The organism is Vibrio sp. (genome assembly GCF_047973365.1).
GTDB lineage: Bacteria > Pseudomonadota > Gammaproteobacteria > Enterobacterales > Vibrionaceae > Vibrio.
Map to the genome: position 1 here is coordinate 111,264 of NZ_JBKEBW010000078.1, position 17,575 is coordinate 128,838.

Sequence of the window (17,575 nt, forward strand, 5' to 3'; positions counted from 1 at the left end):
GTAGAGAATGGCTTCTCAAATCAAAGTTCCTGCTACCTATATGCGTGGGGGAACCAGTAAAGGCGTATTTTTTAAGCTTGATGACTTGCCAAAAGCCGCGCAAGTCGCAGGTGAAGCGCGCGACAAACTGCTGATGCGCGTTATCGGTAGCCCTGATCCTTATGGCAAACAAATTGATGGCATGGGCGGCGCTACTTCAAGCACCAGCAAAACGGTGATTGTGTCGAAAAGCGAACATGCCAATCACGATGTTGATTATCTGTTTGGCCAAGTATCTATTGACAAACCATTTGTTGACTGGAGTGGTAATTGCGGCAACTTGTCTGCAGCTATTGGGCCGTTCGCTATTCATGCCGGTCTCATTCCTGAATCGCGGATTCCTGATAACGGCATTGTAGAAGTGCGCGTGTGGCAGGTGAATATCAGCAAAACTATCGTCGTTCATGTACCAATCGTTAATGGAATGGTTCAGGAAACGGGGGATTTTGAACTGGACGGTGTGACTTTCCCTGCCGCTGAAATTCAGGTCGATTTTATGGACCCAGCGGACGGTGAAGGTTCGATGTTCCCAACGGGCAATTTGGTGGATGATTTAGTCGTGCCTGATATCGGTACGCTCAATGTCACCATGATCAACGCTGGAATACCAACGATTTTTGTCGATGCTGCTGCCATTGGCTATCAGGGTACTGAACTGCAAGATGATATCAATAACGACGTTAACGCGTTGGCTATGTTTGAAAAAATTCGTGCTTATGGCGCGTTAAAAATGGGTTTAATCCAAAATTTAGAAGAGGCGAAAACTCGCCAGCATACGCCCAAAGTGGCGTTTGTTGCGAAGCCGAAAACGTATCAATCGTCGAGTGGTAAAACCGTTCTAGAGTCAGATGTTGATGTACTGGTTAGAGCGCTCTCCATGGGTAAATTGCACCACGCGATGATGGGAACCGCTGCCGTTTCCATTGCTGCTGCAGCTTGTGTCCCGGGCACCTTAGTCAATTTGGCAGCAGGTGGTGGAGAAAAAGAATCTGTTACTTTTGGTCATCCGTCAGGAGCATTAAAAGTCGGAGCAAAAGCCAACACCACTGAAGAACACGGTTGGAAAGTAGAAAAAGCCGTGATGAGTCGTAGCGCACGAGTGTTGATGGAAGGTTGGGTGAGAGTACCCGTTGAAACCATAGACGCTTGTTAAGCCAGAGTATTATAACCAAGTCGCCTTCGGGTATAGAACTTGGAGTATAAAGGAGAAGCACAATGTCTGCGTATTTGAAGGAATATTTATGGGCAAAAGAAAAACCGGAATCATTCTGGCATGCACAAGCCCAGAAAATCGACTGGTTTGAATTTCCACAAACTATTTTAAAGAAAGACGAAAACGGTATAGAGCGCTGGTATCCCGATGGTTTGCTTAATACTTGTTGGTTAGCACTGGATTATCATTGCGAGCAAGGTCGGGGTGACCAAACCGCGTTGATCTACGACTCTCCCGTAACTGGTAAGAAACAACGTTATAGTTACTTTGCACTACGTGACACTGTAGCGCGCGTCGCTGGTATGTTAGCTGACCAAAGCGTTACAAAGGGAGATCGAGTGATTATCTATATGCCGATGATCCCGGAAGCGGCAATGGCGATGTTAGCTTGTGCTCGTCTTGGAGCCATTCACTCTGTGGTATTCGGTGGCTTTGCGCCAAATGAATTAGCCGTTCGTATTGAAGATGCTGAACCTAAGGTGATAATGACCGCTTCATGTGGTATTGAAATCAATAAGGTTATTCCATACAAACCTATGGTTGATAAAGCGATTATGGATAGTCGTTGGAAACCAGAGAAAGTGGTGGTATTCCAGCGTTCTGAATGTATGGCCGATCTCGATAATGAGCGCGATTTGGACTGGAGCGCACAATACGAGAAAGCACTGCCACATGCCTGTGTGCCAGTTTTGGCGACAGATCCGCTTTATATTCTTTATACCTCCGGCACCACGGGTAAACCAAAAGGTGTCGTTCGTGACAATGGTGGTCACGCTGTTGCTCTCAAATACTCGATGAATTGCATTTATAATATGCCACAAGATGGGGTGTTTTGGGCTGCTTCAGATGTGGGCTGGGTGGTAGGGCATTCCTACATAGTGTATGCGCCACTTATCCATGGTTGTACAACGATTTTATACGAAGGTAAACCAGTAAGAACGCCAGATCCGGGCGCTTTCTGGCGAGTTTGTCAGGAATACAAGGTGACGGCTTTGTTCTCTGCGCCAACCGCTTTCCGTGCCATTAAAAAAGAAGATCCTAATGGTGAACTTCTACAGAGGTACAACCTCAGTCAGTTGAAAACCATTTTCATGGCTGGCGAGCGATTAGACCCTCCGACTTTAGAATGGGTACAAGAGAAAAGCAACAAACCCGTTATCGATCACTGGTGGCAGACAGAAACCGGTTGGGCAATTGCGGGCAACCCGACAGGTATTGAATTAATGCCGGTAAAAGCAGGCTCTGCGACTAAGCCAATTCCTGGCTATCAAGTTGAAATTCTGAACGAAGTGGGTGAGGTTCTTCCTGCTAATCAACAGGGGTTTGTGGCACTGAAAAGACCGTTACCACCTAGTTGTTTGACAACCGTTTGGCGTAATCATGATCGTTTCGAAACCGGCTACCTTTCTCAATTCCCGAATTACTATGTCTCCGGTGATGGCGGTTATCTCGATGAAGACGGATACCTGTTCATTATGGGCCGTATCGACGATGTCATTAACGTTGCTGGTCACCGACTTTCCACTGGTGAAATGGAAGAGATTGTTGGCGCACACCCTGCGGTTGCTGAATGCGCGGTTGTCGGTGTGCATGATGAACTCAAAGGTCAGCTTCCATTAGGGTTAGTTGTTTTGAAAGACGGTGTAAAAGTTGACTTAGAATCGCTGGAATCTGAACTGGTCAATAGTGTTCGTAGCCATATCGGCGCCGTCGCATGCTTTAAACATGCCTTGGTAGTCGAGCGCTTACCTAAGACTCGTTCAGGAAAAATATTGCGCCGTATTATCCGTCAGATCGCAGACGGAGAAAGTTACACTGTCCCTTCTACCATTGATGACCCAAGCAGTTTGAATGAGCTAGAGAAAATTCTGCACGTTTAATCTACTGTTGGTACATATTTTCTACTTCTATGTCCCCTGTAAACAAGTTCATGGCAAACATTTGTGCTCCGATATCGGAGCACTTTTTTATCACTTCTAAAATACGCTCCCAAAAAATTTAATATCAAACCCATTGAAAAACATTAGGTTAATGCAATAAGTATAAGTTTTATGAATTTATTGTCTTTACATATAATAAGTAATGCTTACTATATGTAATAACTTGTTACATATGCCATCTTATAAATCTCAAAAACATCCAACATAGGTAATGTTATGACCACTCCGTCGATAGGGTATCTGCTATGGGACGTAACGCGTTTAGTTCGTAAACGTTACGAATCTAAATCAAGTTCCACATGTTTGACTCTTGCTCAGGCTAAAGCTCTGTCACACATAGCTTGTCGGCAGGGAGTAAAGCAGGTGGATTTAGCTGAAATGTTGGATATTAAGCCAATGACGTTAGTGCGAGTGATCGATTCTCTGGTTGAAGAGGGATTTGTAGAAAGACGTCCCGATCCAACGGATCGACGCGCTCATCTTATCTATTTGTTACCCGCGGCAGATGAACAACTTAACAAAGTAAAGAGTGTTGCGAATGGCATCTGGGCAGAAGCGTTGAGTGGTATATCGGAACAAGAAAAGGAGCAGTTTATTAGCATGCTGCAACATATACATAGCAATCTCACTAGTGATCTCAAACCGACTAGCGATAACAAACCAAAGTCTTAATTGTCAGGAAACACCTTGTATGTCTAATACCAAACCAGAGCAAGAAAAATCGGTTTCAACATTAGCGCCTAAATCACGCCGTAAAACCAAGCGCGTCGTCATGCTCTTTATTGTCCCTTTACTTGCAGTGGCTGGCGGTGTCGCCATCTATCTACACGGTGGTCGATACGTTGAAACAGAGAACGCTTATGTGAAAGCGGATAAAACGTCGATCACTTCTGAAGTATCTGGCCGCATTGTTGATGTGCCAGTGGAAGAGAACCAGTTAGTGAAAGCAGGGGACTTGCTGCTTCAAATTGACCCTACGTCTTATCAAATTGCGGTAGAGCAAGCACATGCTAATTTAAACGATGTAAAGACCACATTAACAACGCTCAAAGCAGAATATCAAAGCAAACTGGCCAATATTGAAGTATCTAAAAGTCAGTTCGATTACCTGAAGAAAGAAGAAAAGCGTCAACTTGATCTGTTGAAGAAAAAGTACACTTCTCAATCTCAATATGACTCAGCTCGGCAAAATACGCTTCTGGTTGAGCTTGAAGTGAATGCGCTTAAAAAAGGTTTAAAGCAGGTTGAAGAGAGTCTGGGCGGTGATGTAAATGCACCAATTGAACTTCACCCTAAATATCGTGCAGCGGTAGCGGCATTAGACAAAGCGGAAAATGATCTTGCACATGTAAACCTTTATTCGCCTGCTGACGGTGTAGTAACTAAAGTCGTTGAGAAAGGTCAGTACATTTCACCGGGAAGTTTAGCGCTGATGTTGGTGTCGGATTCGGATATTTGGGTTGAAGCTAACTTTACCGAAACGGAATTAACTCACGTGAAAACCGGTCAGAATGTTGAAGTAAAAGTGGACTATGCTCCGGGCTTTACCTGGAAAGGTACAGTTGAAAGCTTAAGCCCTGCAACGGGTGCTGAGTTCTCCGTTATACCAGCCCAAAACGCAACGGGTAACTGGGTCAAGATTGCACAACGTTTACCTATCCGCATTCGTTTAGAGCAAGAAGAAGGTGCGCCTAAACTTCGTGCGGGTTTGAGTGCAGTAGTGACTGTCGACACGCATCATCAGCGTCACTTGTCTCTGTAAGCGGAGTTAGACGATGAATAATCACGTCGAAGCCGTGCCGAAAGAAGATCCGTCAAGCAAAAGAGCTTTCATCACGTTATCGGTAATGCTTGCAACCATTATGCAAGCATTAGATACCACGATTGCAAACGTAGCTTTGCCGCATATGAAAGGGACTATGAGTGCGACCCAGGATCAGATCTCCTGGGTTCTGACTTCCTATATTGTTGCCTCTGCTATCGCTATGCCAATGACAGGTTTTGTGGCGGCACGAATTGGTCGTAAACGTTTGTTTCTGTATTCAGTAGTAGGATTTACTTTTGCTTCTGTATTGTGTGGTGCAGCTCAGTCTCTAGAGCAGATCATCCTGTTTCGCTTATTGCAGGGCATATTTGGTGCAAGCTTAGTTCCTCTGTCTCAGTCAGTCCTATTGGATACCTATCCCACTGAACAACACGGCTCAGCCATGGCAATGTGGGGGGTAGGTGTTATGGTCGGGCCGATTCTTGGTCCATCATTAGGTGGTTGGCTCACTGAATATTACAACTGGCGTTGGGTTTTTTATATCAACGTGCCGTTTGGCATCATGGCGTGGATGGGTATTGCTGCCTATGTGAAAGAAACCAAAATTGATCCTGACCGACGCTTTGACTTGTTTGGTTTTGCTCTGCTAGGTATTGCAATCGGTAGCTTGCAGATGTTTCTGGATAGGGGGGAATCACTGAACTGGTTCTCAAGTCTGGAAGTGGTCATCGAAGCGTCAATGGCTGTTATCGCGTTCTATATGTTTGCAGTACACATGTTTACTCATAAAGCACCCTTTCTCGATCCTATGATGTTTAAAGACCGCAACTATGTAGTTGGTTTGTTGTTTGGATTTATGATCGGGGTGATATTGCTTGCCACTATGGCGTTATTGCCGCCATTCTTGCAAAACTACATGGGCTACCCAGTACTTGATGTCGGTTTGCTACTAACACCGCGTGGCTTCGGCACGATGACAGGTATGATGATAGTAGGGCGATTAGCAGGCAAAATGGATCTGCGTTACTTAGTGAGCATGGGTTTATTGCTGATGATCCTCTCTCTTTGGCAGATGACGAAGTTCTCTGTAGACATTACTCGCTGGGAAATTATCTGGACAGGTATTGTGCAAGGACTCGGTTTGGGGTTAGTGTTTGTTCCTCTATCAACACTAACGTTCTCAACACTGGCGCCGCGTTATCGTAATGAAGGTACAGCGTTGTATAGCTTGGTAAGAAACATAGGCAGTAGTATCGGTATCTCTTTAGTTACTACCTACTTATCGCACCATGTTCAAATCAATCATGCTGTCTATGCTGAGCATATTAATCATTTTAATACTGCCTTGCAGGATGCGGTTCAGAAAGGCGTGTATGATCTTTCAACCACAGTGGGATTGGTCAGTTTAGATAACGTGGTGACCAATCAAGCGGCTATTTTTGCCTACCTGCAAGATTTTAGACTGATGATGTACGTATGCATCTTTACCTTGCCTTTGTTGGTATTACTGCGAAGACCTGGCGCAAGTAAATAGCCCTTTATTAGACGATGTCTTATTAGAAAAACGTCCTGCATGGACGTTTTTTTTCGGCTGAACTTTGTTGAGAATGAATGCTGTTGTTAAAGTTTGCCAAAACTAACTGTTTGTAATACTGAAATATTCCGCTTTAGTCAGTGTTCTTTGCCACATTATCTTATAAAATCGTCGCAAGATTATTTTTTACGGCATAGAAACATGTCTCATATTTTGATTGCTCCTGCCTGCGCAGAAGATTTGCAACAGCTCAATGATCTGATGTATGAACTACACGACGAGCACCATATCGCCTGTCCGGAGCATTTTAAAACAGCGGAAGATATTGAGCAGGAAAAAAGCATTGCCCGTTATCTTGATACGCCAGAGTGCCTGGTTTACGTTGCGAAAGAGCAGCACACTATCATCGGTTTTATTACCGGACACTTTTGTGAGTTGGTTTCGACAGTCAGCAAGCCTGTACCCATGGGTAGTATTGATGAACTGTATGTCTTACCTGAATACCGTAAGCAAGGCACTGCGACTTTGCTCTATAAAAAGCTTGAAAACACATTTATCGATTATGGTGTTGAACAAGTATTTGTTGAAGTTTGGGCATTTAACAAAAATGCACATTACTTCTACGGAAATTCGGGGTTTGAACCTCATATTTCATGGTTAAGAAAATCGATTAAGAAACGCTAATTGCAGAATAAAAAGGTTGAGTAAGTTTTGTGTTACAACGTTGGCTGATAGCAATATTTAGTATTTTCTGGCTTAGTTTTCACCTGCTACCGGTATACGCCCAAGAGCAGGGGCAAAGTGTCATCTCGAATAAAGCGGAATCTCCCTATAAAGGAGCGTTGTGTATCATCAAAGCGGACGATAAAATAGTTCTGATTAATGAAGTTATCACCAAGCAGCTTTCAATTCCGGGCGGTACTATCAAGCCCGGAGAACCAGCAAAATTGGCTGCGCAAAGAGAAACTTGGGAAGAAACCGGTATTGTCGTTACCGTAGGAAAAGAATTAGGGCACACGGATAAAGCTATCTTCTTTGATTGTGTCAGTGCTTCAGAAATCCTTGTGTATCAGCATCAGAATCGTCTCGGGGGACATGACCTGCCAATATGGTTCGCGCCGGATTATGGGGTTGAGGTTTCCAGTGCAACCTTGATTGATCCGCTATATGTTGATGCCGACAAATATCGATATCCAGATGAGTGGTCATCGACAGTCGATATGTTTCAACTTGCAACCAATCAACCGGTGAAAATAGTTGCGGACTTGGCTCAAGCAGCTCCGGTATTTCATCAAATAGAGCTGAAATGGATACAAGCATTCCAACTGTGGGTGAATAAATTGCCACAGCAGTGGCGTGGCTTAGTGCATAATTTTCTGTTTAGTGGCAATCTGTTGGCGTCACCGATTTGCGGTATTATTCTGTTTCCTCTGCTCTACTGGCGTTGCGGTAAATCGGTTTGCTACAAAGTCAGTTTTGCTATCAGTATTACTTCTTTACTGTGTTTGTTTGCCCAGCAAGGGTTCGCTCTCCCTCGACCTCATGTGTATTTCCCGTCTTTGCAGCTTATTGCTAGTTATGGTTACGGATTTCCGTCCTTGCCGATTGCGGTCTGGATTAGCATTGGTATTTTACTTATCACGGAAAGAGGCAGATTGGGTGGCCGATGGTTTGTGGCTGCCTATGCTGTTTCAGCTATCTGGTTAACGTTATCTAAGTTTTATTCAGGCAATGCTTTTATTGTCGATATGGCAGCGGGTACACTCCTTGGGTCATTAATTACCTGGAATATCGTTCGCTTCGATATCAAACGTACAGAGAAAGCAAGAACTATTATGGGGTCTCGACGTGTATGGTGGGGAATCAGTATCGTTGCGGCAACGTTCACTTATTACTGGCAGCTTCCCGTCTTTTTAGCGTGGTTAGTGGTTCTCGTTGTGATGGCAATGATTACCAGGACGTTAAAAAACCAGCGGGATCATTTGTCTTTCTTTCACAGCGTGCTGTTTACTGTGGTATTGTCGGCTGTCTATATCAGTATCTCCTATGTCGCGACAATGGTTTCTTCGAGTGGTATGGAATCTTTACTGGCCGAGCTCCTACGCTACCCAACATTGATTGTTGTGTTTATTGCAATGATAAAACTGACAGCATCATCAGAGGTAGAAAAGCCCAGTTAAACTGGGCTCTGGCTTAGCGCATTTGGTACTTTATCGGCTTAGATACGCTTTAATAAACTCACTGATCTTGATGAGATCCGCAACCGCGATGAACTCTTCTGTTGTGTGCACTTTCGACATGCCCGTAGAAAGGTTAACGGTTGTTAAACCTTTTTCATTGAAGTTATTGGCATCACTACCGCCACCCGTGCTTTTGGTTCTAGGTTCAATATCCATAGCTTCGAACACTTGTTTGATAGCTGCGATGTGTGGGTGACTATCATCCATAACAAAGGCGTTGTAAGAACGCTGAGAATCAATTTCTACCGTTGCGCCGTGTTTCTCTGCGACCGCTTCAAAGGTATCAACCATATGTTTTACCTGAGCTGTCAGTTTTTCGTTGTTGAGAGAACGCGCTTCAGCAACGATGGTAAGTTCAGGCATTACGATGTTTGTTGCCAAACCGCCGTTTACCATACCGATGTTCGCGGTGGTTTCTTCATCAATACGCAATAGCTTCATTTGCGTAATGGCATCTGCGGCGACAGAAATCGCACTGATGCCTTCTTCTGGTGCAAGCCCCGCGTGTGCTGGTTTACCGTGAATGGTTACTTTGAGTTTTTGTTGGCCGGGCGCCGCGGTAATTATGGTGCCAATCGGACCGCCAGTATCTAGAACAATCGCTTTGTCCGATTTTATGTAGTTCATATCAAAGTGTTTTGAACCCATCAAACCGCCTTCTTCGTGTACGGTGAAGGCGATTTCGATAGTCTGATGCTCTGTCTTTTCCTCTTGCAATGTTTTTATGGCTTCTAGAATTGCTGCAATGCCTGATTTGTCATCTCCACCGAGAATGGTGTTACCAGCAGAACGAATAATTCCATCTTCAATGACGGGTTGAATTGACTTACCAGGGCTTACTGTATCCATATGACATGAGAATACTGTGCTGCCTGCAAGAGAACCCTGTAGACGGGCGTAGATGTTATAGCCGTTTGAAATATTCTCGGCAACAGGAAGCTTGTGGACTTTAAAGCCTAGCTTTTCTAGTTGTAGAGATAGAACATCGGCAATTTGCTTTTCATTACCGGATTCACTATCGATTTGGATGAGTTCTAGGAAATGTTCAATGAGACGCTGATTATTGATTACAGGCATAAGATTATCTCTTTGGGAAACAGAGATGTACCATGCCTTCCGCTGCAATGATTGACCCTGAGATAAATCAAGGAAAGTGCGAAAAGTGGCGACAGAACAAATAGAAAGAAAATTATTTCAACCTATTTTGATAGTTTTCCTCTATCAAATTAATACTTTTATACGATTTCTATTTGCTAACGCTAGCGAATATTATTTGCTCAACGAAACGAAGAATATCAACAGTAAGAGGTGATGTTATGAAAAAGAATCTAATTGGTCTCGATAAACAACAAAGCCTACAGTTAGCTGAAGCATTGAACAACTTGTTGGCTAATTATCAGGTGTTTTATATGAACACCCGCGGTTACCACTGGAATATCAAAGGCAAAGAGTTCTTTGAATTGCACGCAAAATTTGAAGAAATTTATACTGATTTGCAACTAAAAATCGACGAAATCGCAGAGCGTATCCTGACTCTGGACGTACAACCAGTTCATAGTTTTAGTCAGTATCTGCAACGTTCAGAAATAAAAGAACATACTAATGCCACTGACGGCGAAAGCACCATGAAAGGCGTTGTCGAAGGTTTTAGCTCACTGATTAGCCAGCAGCGTAAAGTGCTTGGTTATGCTTCAGAAGTGGGCGATGAAGGCAGTGCAGCCTTGATGAGTGATTATATCCGCGATCAAGAAAAGCTGATTTGGATGCTTAATGCATGGCTTAATTAAATTAAGTCGCAAAACACACTTACAAAATTCGCCATCGCCAATCTACGGATTGGCGTTTTGCGTTTGTTTAGATACCCATACAGTCGCCTTGTAAGAATAGATTGACTTATATCAGGATAGTCTCATTTATTGTCATTTAAATTTGTTTTTATTAAAACAACGTTTTAATCGTCACATTTTATCTTTTCGGACAAAGGTAAACTGTGCACAGTTGTTACACTTGTATAGGATCATTGTCGTGTTTGTAGGTAAAACGTCACAGCTTGAGTTAGCTGGCTTTCTGGCTCCAGAACTTAAGAAAATTATTGCTTTAGTATTAAATCGGTTAGAGACGCCACTTGAAAATGGCCGCCACGAGATTGATGGCGCAAATGCATTCTTTATGTTGGTGGATGACCATACTCAGCTTTTAGCGCAGCGTAAATCAGAGTGTCACAGCCGTTACTTAGATGTGCAGATTCTTCTAGAAGGTAATGAATCATTCGGTTACAGCCTAGAACCATACAAAGGTTTAGACGAAGATATGTTAGCTGAGAAAGATTTGGCGTTCAGTGAACAAATGGAAGTAGAACATTTCGCTAAACTCACTGCGGGTGAGTTCATCGTGTTCTACCCAGGCCAGCCACACCGTCCATTGGTTGCTGTTGATGATAAACCAATGCCTGTTCGTAAAGCGATCATCAAAGTAGATAAAGCATTGTTTTCTTAAGCTATAGTTTGCTTAAGCTATAACGAATATTCGATAAAGAACAGGGGAGGTGTTCAGCAATTATGCTGAATGGAAGTATGCATGAGCCGTATACGAGGTCCGTACGTACGGTTCTGTGAGAGGGATGAGGCGGTAACGCCTCACCCTACTTGATTTCAGCGAGATTATCGTTCTGCTACGACAAAGCTTTAGATAAATCGGCTTGGCCAGTCAGAGAAGATAGCATCGACCTTATCTAAGTGAGGAAAACGCTCAGCTTCATTTACTGTGTAACACCAGATCTGGTATTGATGCTCACGTAAATACTGGATATGTTTTTCTGTTATCCACTTGTAGTTTAGATTGCAACTGAAGGCATTTACCTCATCCAGCAGTACTTTATCTTTTTGGGATAAACGTTCACTTAGCACGCCCAGTTTGTAGCCTGTACAGTAATGGTGAAGTTCGCGAATGATGTCATGGCTAAAACTAGAAAGAACAATCTGTTCTTTGCCGATAGGGTGGAGATCCAACTGCTGTTTCAGTTGTGAAACTACGCTGGTCACATCATGCTTATCGACTTTAACTTCAAGATTCAGACCAAGCTGATACTCTTGAGCAAGTTCAAGCAGTTCATCTAAGGTCATAATACTTTCACCATTAAACTGTGGTGACAGCCAAGAACCAAAATCAAATGCTTTCAGTTCATCGAGTGTATAAGCATCGATTCGACCTTTACCATTGCTGCAACGATTTATGGTGTGATCGTGACAAACGATAAGAACATTGTCTTTTGTTGGCTGAATATCGACTTCAACCCAAGATAAACCCATATTGATGGCAGCTTGAACACTGACACGAGTATTTTCCGGATAGGTGCCTGCAACACCTCTGTGACCGACAACGATCAGAGACATACAAATTCCTTTGTTGAAAAAGAGAGCAGCAAGACTTTATGCAACCACCAATTCAACTTGGTGTGTTTGGCATAGGGTCGCAAATTCAGTTATGGCTTCATCGGCAAATAACTTAGCTATTTCCGACAGTTTGCCACTGACCACGGGAGCATAGCGCCCAAACTTGCTTTTGTCTGCAACTAACCAACATTGCTGACTATGCTCAATAATGGCACGAGTTAAGTTAGACTCTTCCGGCGTAAAATCAAGCAGTTGACCTTTCGAATTGAAACCACCGACACCAAAAATACCGACTTTAATATTGAACTGTCTGTAAAAACGAGTCGTGGTTTCTCCTACGGTATCTTCATCTGAAGGACGTACAGCACCACCAGCAAGATAGATTGCTATATTGGGATTACGGCTTAACGTTAACGCTGCATTGATATTGTTTGTCACCACGGTTAAGCCTGGATGATCGAGTAATGCCTGAGCAACGTATTTGGGTGTGGTACCAATGCCAAGAAAGATACTGGTTCCTTCGGGTAACTCCGCAACTACTCGTTGGGCAATTTTTTGCTTTGCGGAAAGATTAATCAGCTCTCGATTGGTGAATGACAAGTTGTCATTAGGGTTTGGTAAGGTAATTCCGCCATGAACTCGGCGCACCATACCTTTATCGCTGAGCTCATTCATATCTTTACGAATCGTTTGAACAGATACGGCAAAACGGTGTGACAGCAGATCACTGGACAGTACGCCATGAGCGTGTTGCAGGTACTCCAGTATCTGTTTTTGTCGGGTAGATAAACTCACATCAATCCTTAGGCGATTGCTCGTTTAGCCAATGAAATAGGGCACAAGCGTTTCCCCTGTTGATCGAAAAGGTGAAGATTGCTGCGTGACACAGAAACACTTAAAGGTTGATTGTGTTCAAGATGCATTTCTGGTGTGACAGCGATAAAACTATCATCGTTACTGATGCCGGTTAAGCTTCCATGCACCAATTGGTTTGGCCCCAGAGGCTCAACGACATGTATCGATAACTCTAGAGAAATGGAATCATTATATGAGTTTACGCTGCTGATCTCTGCGTGCTCCGGACGCACACCAAGCGTCATGTTTTCGACACTCAAACCATCATATTCTGGTAAGAAGAATTGTTTACCCGCGACTTGCAGTTGACCATCTAGGAGTGTCGCTGGCATAAAGTTCATCGCAGGACTACCTATAAAACTTGCTACAAAAGTACTCGCTGGTTTGTGGTAAACCTCTGCCGGCGTTCCTACTTGTTCAATTTCACCTGACTTCAACACCACAATGCGGTCTGCCAGCGTCATCGCTTCTACTTGATCATGAGTAACGTAAACACTAGTAACACCGAGTTCTCGTTGTAGCTTTTTAATTTCTAATCGCATATGCGCGCGCAAAGCAGCATCGAGGTTCGATAGTGGTTCATCAAACAAAAATAACTGAGGATCGCGAACGATCGCGCGACCCATCGCAACACGTTGACGTTGACCTCCGGATAGTTTTGCTGGTTTACGCTGCAGATATTCCTCGATTTTGAGTGTTTTAGCGACTTTATCTATTTTTTGTTCAATGGTGTTTTTATCAACGCCACGATTTTTCAATCCGTAGGCCAGATTGTTGTACACACTCATGTGCGGATAGAGTGCATAGTTCTGAAACACCATAGCGATGTCGCGTTTGGCTGGCTTTTCTGTATCAACACGGCGACCAGCTAAATGTATTTCGCCGCTGGTGATAGTTTCTAAACCTGCAATAGATCGCAGGATCGAAGATTTTCCGCAACCAGAAGGGCCGACAAGTACCAGAAATTCGCCTTTATCGATAGACAAATCCACGCCTTTTACTGCTTGATGACCGTTTTCATAGGTTTTAACGAGTTGTTTGATATCTAACATGACGTTGTCCTGCTTAATGCTCGCCGAGCTGTGTACGAGATGCATTGAATTATTATTTTTCACTTTCGATTAATCCTTTAACGAACCAACGTTGAAATATCACCACCACTAAAACAGGTGGTAACATCGCGAGAATGACCATGGCGAAGGCATAGTCGTATCGTGGGCTATTGGCCTCATTGATGTTATTCAGTATTTGCTTGATACCCATTACGATGGTGTTGTACTGCTCATTTGTGGTCATCATGATTGGCCATAAATACTGGTTCCAACCGACAACAAACATAATGATGAAAATGGCTGTCATCATGGTTTTGGATAGCGGAAACAAAATGTCGATAAAGAAGCGAATTGGGCCAGCGTTATCTAATTGCGCAGCTTCGAGTAACTCATCTGGAATCGTTTTGAAAAACTGACGAAAGAAGAAAGTCGCTGTAGCCGACGCAATCAAAGGCAGAATTAAACCGGAATAGCTATTGAGCATCCCCAAACTCGAAACGACTTCATAAGAGGGGATAATTCTAACTTCAAGCGGCAGTAGTAAAGTGACGAAAATCAGCCAGAACCAAGCGCTTGCATAAGGTAAACGGAAGTAAACTAACGCATAAGCGGCCATCATTGAAATGATGATTTTGCCGATGGCAAATCCCAGCCCCATGATCACGGAATTAAAGATCATGGTTTGCGCGGTAACATCGCCGGTAAAACCCAAGCTTTTGTTCCATGCTTCACTGTATACCGCCGATAAGTTATTGCCGATGTCCCACTGTAAACCTTGGCTGACTAACAAATTTGGCTCATGGGTTGAACTGGCGAATATCAACCATAGGGGCACCAACATAAAAAGGGCGCCAACAATCAATATCAAATGATCGGAAAGAGAATTACTTTTCATACTACCTCCTTAGTAATGCACACGTTTTTCGACAAAACGAAACTGTATGAAGGTCAATGCTAATACCAACAGCAATAAAATCACTGACTGAGCCGAGCTGCCGCCCAAATCGGCGCCAACAAATCCATCGCGATACACTTTGTAAACCAGTGACGTTGTCGATCCGCCAGGTCCGCCACTGGTGAGAGTGTCAATCACACCGAAAGTGTCGAAAAAAGCGTAAGTCAGGTTAATGACCAACAAGAAAAATCCAGTCGGTGCAAGAAGAGGGAAAGTTATCGTCCAGAAACGCTTGCTGTCACTGACACAATCTAGTGTCGCCGCTTCTTTCACGGCATAAGATATGGATTGGAGACCGGCGAGAAAATAGACAAAATTGACCGCAACCTGTTTCCAGACTGATACCAGAATCAAAGCTATGGTGGCATCTAGTGGGTTTGTTTGAACGCTAAATTTCCAGCCTAAATTTTCTAACAAGCCAGTAAGCACACCTATGTGGGGGTTAAATAGGAAGCCACCAATAATTCCAGCAATCGCTGGCGCTACAGCATACACCCAAGTGAGAGTGACTTTGTATGCACTCTGACCGTGAATGACATTATCCGCTTTTACTGCCAATAAAAGCGCAATAGCTAACGAGAGAAATGAGACAAGCACTGAGAAAACAAGTGTGAATCCAAGAGATTCCAAATAGTCGCTAGATTGAAAAAGGATCTGGTAATTTTCGAACCAGACAAACGTTGAAGACATACCCCAAGGGTCTTCTAGCATGAAAGAGAGATAGAATGCTTTTGCTGCAGGATAAACGAAGAAAATGGCAATAATGGCGATTTGCGGAGCAAGCAAAAAGTAGGGCATGGGAGAGTGAAAAAATTGTTGTCGGCGTTCCACAAGCTGTTGTCCAATAGAGTAAAAGAAAATGCCCACTGAACCTATGTCCAGTGGGCAAGAATAGAGTTATTTCACTGTGCGAGCAAAACGATCCAGTAGCTTATCGCTTTCGACTTCAACTTTGTTCAGACTTGCCTGAACCGTTGAACGACCTGAGAAAATGTTGTCAAACTCACGGTGCATGATTTCTTGAATCTGCGTGTAATAGCCGAGTCGATAACCACGCGTCCATTCGCCACCAGGTAAACTAAGCTGTTTGACGCCGACTTCTGCATCAGGTGAATCTTTGTAATAACCGGATTCTTTCGTTAACTGGTAAGCCGCTTCAGTGACTGGGACATAGCCTGTTGTCTTATGCCAAAACATTTGCGTTTCAGGCTGTGTTAAGTAACTAAAGAATGCTGCAACGGCTTTTTCTTCATCACGGGAGTGACCATTTAATGCAAATAACGCGGCACCACCGATGAAAGTGCGTCCTGCTTCTGCGTTAATTGATTTCCAATAAGGTAAGTATGTTGGAATTTAACGCGATTACGAAGACCGCCAAATGAACCTGATGACCCCATCCACATAGCAACTTCTTGACGTTCGAATGGAGTTTGGTTTGCATCCCAGTCGCTGCCGTAATACTTGTAGTAACCTGCATCTGACCACTGCTTCATTTTTGTAAAATGCATCTGCATATCATCACTGTTAAAATAAATAGTGGTTGCAGGGCCATCGAATCCATTGTGTTTATCAGCTAATTGTAAGTTATGACGAGATTTGAAGTTTTCAAACATAATCCACGGTGTTAGAGACTGAGAGAAGCCGATATGTCCTGCATCTTTTAGTTTCTTCGCTACCGTTTCCATCTCTTCATAAGTTTTAGGTGGCTCAACTCCAACCTCTTTTAACATATCTTTGTTGTAATAAAGCACGGGAGTTGAGCTATTAAATGGCATCCCGATCATTTTGCCTTTGCTATCTGCGTAGAAATTACGTACTCCGGCAATATAATCTTTTGCGGTAAAGGGATAACCTGATTCGATCATAATATCTTCTACAGGCTTAGCTACACCTGGCGCATTGATAATGGTGGCTGAGCCGACATCAGCAACTTGCAAAATATTAGGAGATTGGTTGGCGCGAAATGCTGCTATACCCGCAGTAAGCGTTTCGGTATACGAACCTTTAAATACTGGCGTGATTTTGTATTCAGTCTGTGAAGCGTTAAAGTCCAAAGCGATTTTGTTGACCGTTTCGCCCAATTGTCCACCCATTGCGTGCCACCACGTAATTTCAGTTGCTGCAAAAGAAGTTCCTGAAACAGATGCTGAAAGTAATCCTGCTACCCATAGCTTATTCATTGAGTTTATTCCTTATTCAGTTTCGAACGATACTGTGTGTGTTTCGTTTGATGCTATGGTGGCGAAGAAATGTTTCACTTCGGTGGACGAAAAATGTCAATGAGGTTAAAGATTCATGGATCAAGTGAGTTAAATCACATTAAACAGTCAATGTCGCTAAATCTACAGGTCAGAAAGTTTTCCAGAATAATGGAATGGACCCTCTCTACCTAATCGGCTTCAAATGAGCCATATTGATTGATGAAAAGACAACCAATAACAGTAAGAGAGGATCCTATGACAAGCGTAACAGTCGGTTTAGATACAGCCAAATCTATTTTTCATGTTGTAGAGAAAAATTCGTCTGGTCGCATACTAAAAAAAGCCAAGCTAACTAGAAATCAATTAGTTAACTACTTTTCCAATAAAGA

General features: G+C 43.4%; 15 protein-coding genes and 2 pseudogenes. 10 read left to right on the forward strand and 7 right to left on the reverse strand.

Annotation, left to right across the window (positions count from 1 at the left end):
• Nucleotides 1–7 precede the first annotated feature (7 nt).
• From prpF to ACK5MF_RS10615, 7 genes are all read left to right on the forward strand, one after another.
• Entirely contained in the window at nucleotides 8–1,192 is a 1,185-nt protein-coding gene (gene prpF, locus ACK5MF_RS10585; protein WP_416921993.1) for a 2-methylaconitate cis-trans isomerase PrpF, read from the forward strand.
• 62 nt (nucleotides 1,193–1,254) lie between these two features.
• On the forward strand, nucleotides 1,255–3,132 hold the full coding sequence (locus ACK5MF_RS10590; protein ID WP_416921995.1) for a propionyl-CoA synthetase: 1,878 nt from the start codon (nucleotides 1,255–1,257) through the stop codon (nucleotides 3,130–3,132).
• Nucleotides 3,133–3,408: 276 nt separating this feature from the next.
• The gene (locus ACK5MF_RS10595; protein WP_416921996.1) at nucleotides 3,409–3,864 is read left to right on the forward strand and encodes a MarR family winged helix-turn-helix transcriptional regulator; all 456 of its coding nucleotides are present in this window, start codon (nucleotides 3,409–3,411) and stop codon (nucleotides 3,862–3,864) included.
• Nucleotides 3,865–3,883: 19 nt separating this feature from the next.
• Nucleotides 3,884–4,954 carry an HlyD family secretion protein gene (locus tag ACK5MF_RS10600; RefSeq protein ID WP_416921998.1) on the forward strand — a complete coding sequence of 357 codons (1,071 nt, stop codon included), beginning with the start codon at nucleotides 3,884–3,886 and terminating at the stop codon, nucleotides 4,952–4,954.
• 13 nt (nucleotides 4,955–4,967) lie between these two features.
• Nucleotides 4,968–6,491, forward strand: coding sequence for a DHA2 family efflux MFS transporter permease subunit (locus ACK5MF_RS10605; protein WP_416922000.1), 1,524 nt, complete (start codon nucleotides 4,968–4,970; stop codon nucleotides 6,489–6,491).
• 201 nt (nucleotides 6,492–6,692) lie between these two features.
• Nucleotides 6,693–7,175 (forward strand): GNAT family N-acetyltransferase, encoded by a 483-nt coding sequence (locus ACK5MF_RS10610; RefSeq protein WP_416922002.1) that lies wholly within the window; start codon nucleotides 6,693–6,695, stop codon nucleotides 7,173–7,175.
• Between the two features lie 29 nt (nucleotides 7,176–7,204).
• Nucleotides 7,205–8,671, forward strand: a complete 1,467-nt coding sequence (locus tag ACK5MF_RS10615) for a bifunctional NUDIX hydrolase/phosphatase PAP2 family protein (protein ID WP_416922004.1) — start codon at nucleotides 7,205–7,207, stop codon at nucleotides 8,669–8,671.
• A gap of 30 nt (nucleotides 8,672–8,701) precedes the next feature.
• On the opposite strand, the gene ACK5MF_RS10620 is transcribed toward ACK5MF_RS10615, so the two are convergent.
• A complete protein-coding gene (locus tag ACK5MF_RS10620; RefSeq protein ID WP_416922006.1) occupies nucleotides 8,702–9,808 on the reverse strand; it encodes a M20/M25/M40 family metallo-hydrolase in 1,107 nt (368 codons plus the stop codon).
• Between the two features lie 239 nt (nucleotides 9,809–10,047).
• Between ACK5MF_RS10620 and ACK5MF_RS10625 the strand changes: the two genes are divergently transcribed.
• Together ACK5MF_RS10625 and ACK5MF_RS10630 are read left to right on the forward strand one after the other, a co-directional pair.
• Nucleotides 10,048–10,518, forward strand: a complete 471-nt coding sequence (locus tag ACK5MF_RS10625; protein ID WP_416922008.1) for a Dps family protein — start codon at nucleotides 10,048–10,050, stop codon at nucleotides 10,516–10,518.
• A 238-nt stretch (nucleotides 10,519–10,756) separates the two neighbouring features.
• Nucleotides 10,757–11,227, forward strand: coding sequence for a YhcH/YjgK/YiaL family protein (locus ACK5MF_RS10630; protein WP_416922010.1), 471 nt, complete (start codon nucleotides 10,757–10,759; stop codon nucleotides 11,225–11,227).
• A 188-nt stretch (nucleotides 11,228–11,415) separates the two neighbouring features.
• Here the strand turns inward: ACK5MF_RS10630 and ACK5MF_RS10635 are convergent, their stop codons facing one another.
• From ACK5MF_RS10635 to ACK5MF_RS10660, 6 genes and pseudogenes are all read right to left on the reverse strand, one after another.
• Nucleotides 11,416–12,123: a glycerophosphodiester phosphodiesterase family protein gene (locus tag ACK5MF_RS10635; protein WP_416922012.1), complete on the reverse strand. Its 708-nt coding sequence runs from the start codon at nucleotides 12,121–12,123 to the stop codon at nucleotides 11,416–11,418.
• 36 nt (nucleotides 12,124–12,159) lie between these two features.
• Nucleotides 12,160–12,918 (reverse strand): DeoR/GlpR family DNA-binding transcription regulator, encoded by a 759-nt coding sequence (locus ACK5MF_RS10640; protein WP_416922014.1) that lies wholly within the window; start codon nucleotides 12,916–12,918, stop codon nucleotides 12,160–12,162.
• Between the two features lie 8 nt (nucleotides 12,919–12,926).
• Nucleotides 12,927–14,075: a sn-glycerol-3-phosphate ABC transporter ATP-binding protein UgpC gene (ugpC, locus tag ACK5MF_RS10645; protein ID WP_416922025.1), complete on the reverse strand. Its 1,149-nt coding sequence runs from the start codon at nucleotides 14,073–14,075 to the stop codon at nucleotides 12,927–12,929.
• Nucleotides 14,076–14,082: 7 nt separating this feature from the next.
• Nucleotides 14,083–14,925, reverse strand: coding sequence for a sn-glycerol-3-phosphate ABC transporter permease UgpE (ugpE, locus tag ACK5MF_RS10650; RefSeq protein ID WP_416922016.1), 843 nt, complete (start codon nucleotides 14,923–14,925; stop codon nucleotides 14,083–14,085).
• Nucleotides 14,926–14,934: 9 nt separating this feature from the next.
• Nucleotides 14,935–15,816 carry an ABC transporter permease subunit gene (locus ACK5MF_RS10655; protein ID WP_416922018.1) on the reverse strand — a complete coding sequence of 294 codons (882 nt, stop codon included), beginning with the start codon at nucleotides 15,814–15,816 and terminating at the stop codon, nucleotides 14,935–14,937.
• Nucleotides 15,817–15,882: 66 nt separating this feature from the next.
• Nucleotides 15,883–17,165, reverse strand: a pseudogene (locus ACK5MF_RS10660) (extracellular solute-binding protein).
• Between the two features lie 276 nt (nucleotides 17,166–17,441).
• On the opposite strand from ACK5MF_RS10660, the pseudogene ACK5MF_RS10665 reads away from it, so the two are divergent.
• Nucleotides 17,442–17,575: pseudogene (locus ACK5MF_RS10665) on the forward strand (IS110 family transposase); the annotation flags it as partial.

Excerpts from the sequence above, each read along its gene's own strand:
- ACK5MF_RS10610 (WP_416922002.1), top strand. The coding sequence starts at position 6,693 with ATGTCTCATATTTTGATTGCTCCTGCCTGCGCAGAAGATTTGCAACAG.
- ACK5MF_RS10600 (WP_416921998.1), top strand. The coding sequence starts at position 3,884 with ATGTCTAATACCAAACCAGAGCAAGAAAAATCGGTTTCAACATTAGCG.
- ACK5MF_RS10590 (WP_416921995.1), top strand. The coding sequence starts at position 1,255 with ATGTCTGCGTATTTGAAGGAATATTTATGGGCAAAAGAAAAACCGGAA.
- ugpE (WP_416922016.1), bottom strand. The coding sequence starts at position 14,925 with ATGAAAAGTAATTCTCTTTCCGATCATTTGATATTGATTGTTGGCGCC.
- ugpC (WP_416922025.1), bottom strand. The coding sequence starts at position 14,075 with ATGCATCTCGTACACAGCTCGGCGAGCATTAAGCAGGACAACGTCATG.
- ACK5MF_RS10595 (WP_416921996.1), top strand. The coding sequence starts at position 3,409 with ATGACCACTCCGTCGATAGGGTATCTGCTATGGGACGTAACGCGTTTA.
- ACK5MF_RS10605 (WP_416922000.1), top strand. The coding sequence starts at position 4,968 with ATGAATAATCACGTCGAAGCCGTGCCGAAAGAAGATCCGTCAAGCAAA.
- ACK5MF_RS10635 (WP_416922012.1), bottom strand. The coding sequence starts at position 12,123 with ATGTCTCTGATCGTTGTCGGTCACAGAGGTGTTGCAGGCACCTATCCG.
- ACK5MF_RS10625 (WP_416922008.1), top strand. The coding sequence starts at position 10,048 with ATGAAAAAGAATCTAATTGGTCTCGATAAACAACAAAGCCTACAGTTA.
- ACK5MF_RS10620 (WP_416922006.1), bottom strand. The coding sequence starts at position 9,808 with ATGCCTGTAATCAATAATCAGCGTCTCATTGAACATTTCCTAGAACTC.
- prpF (WP_416921993.1), top strand. The coding sequence starts at position 8 with ATGGCTTCTCAAATCAAAGTTCCTGCTACCTATATGCGTGGGGGAACC.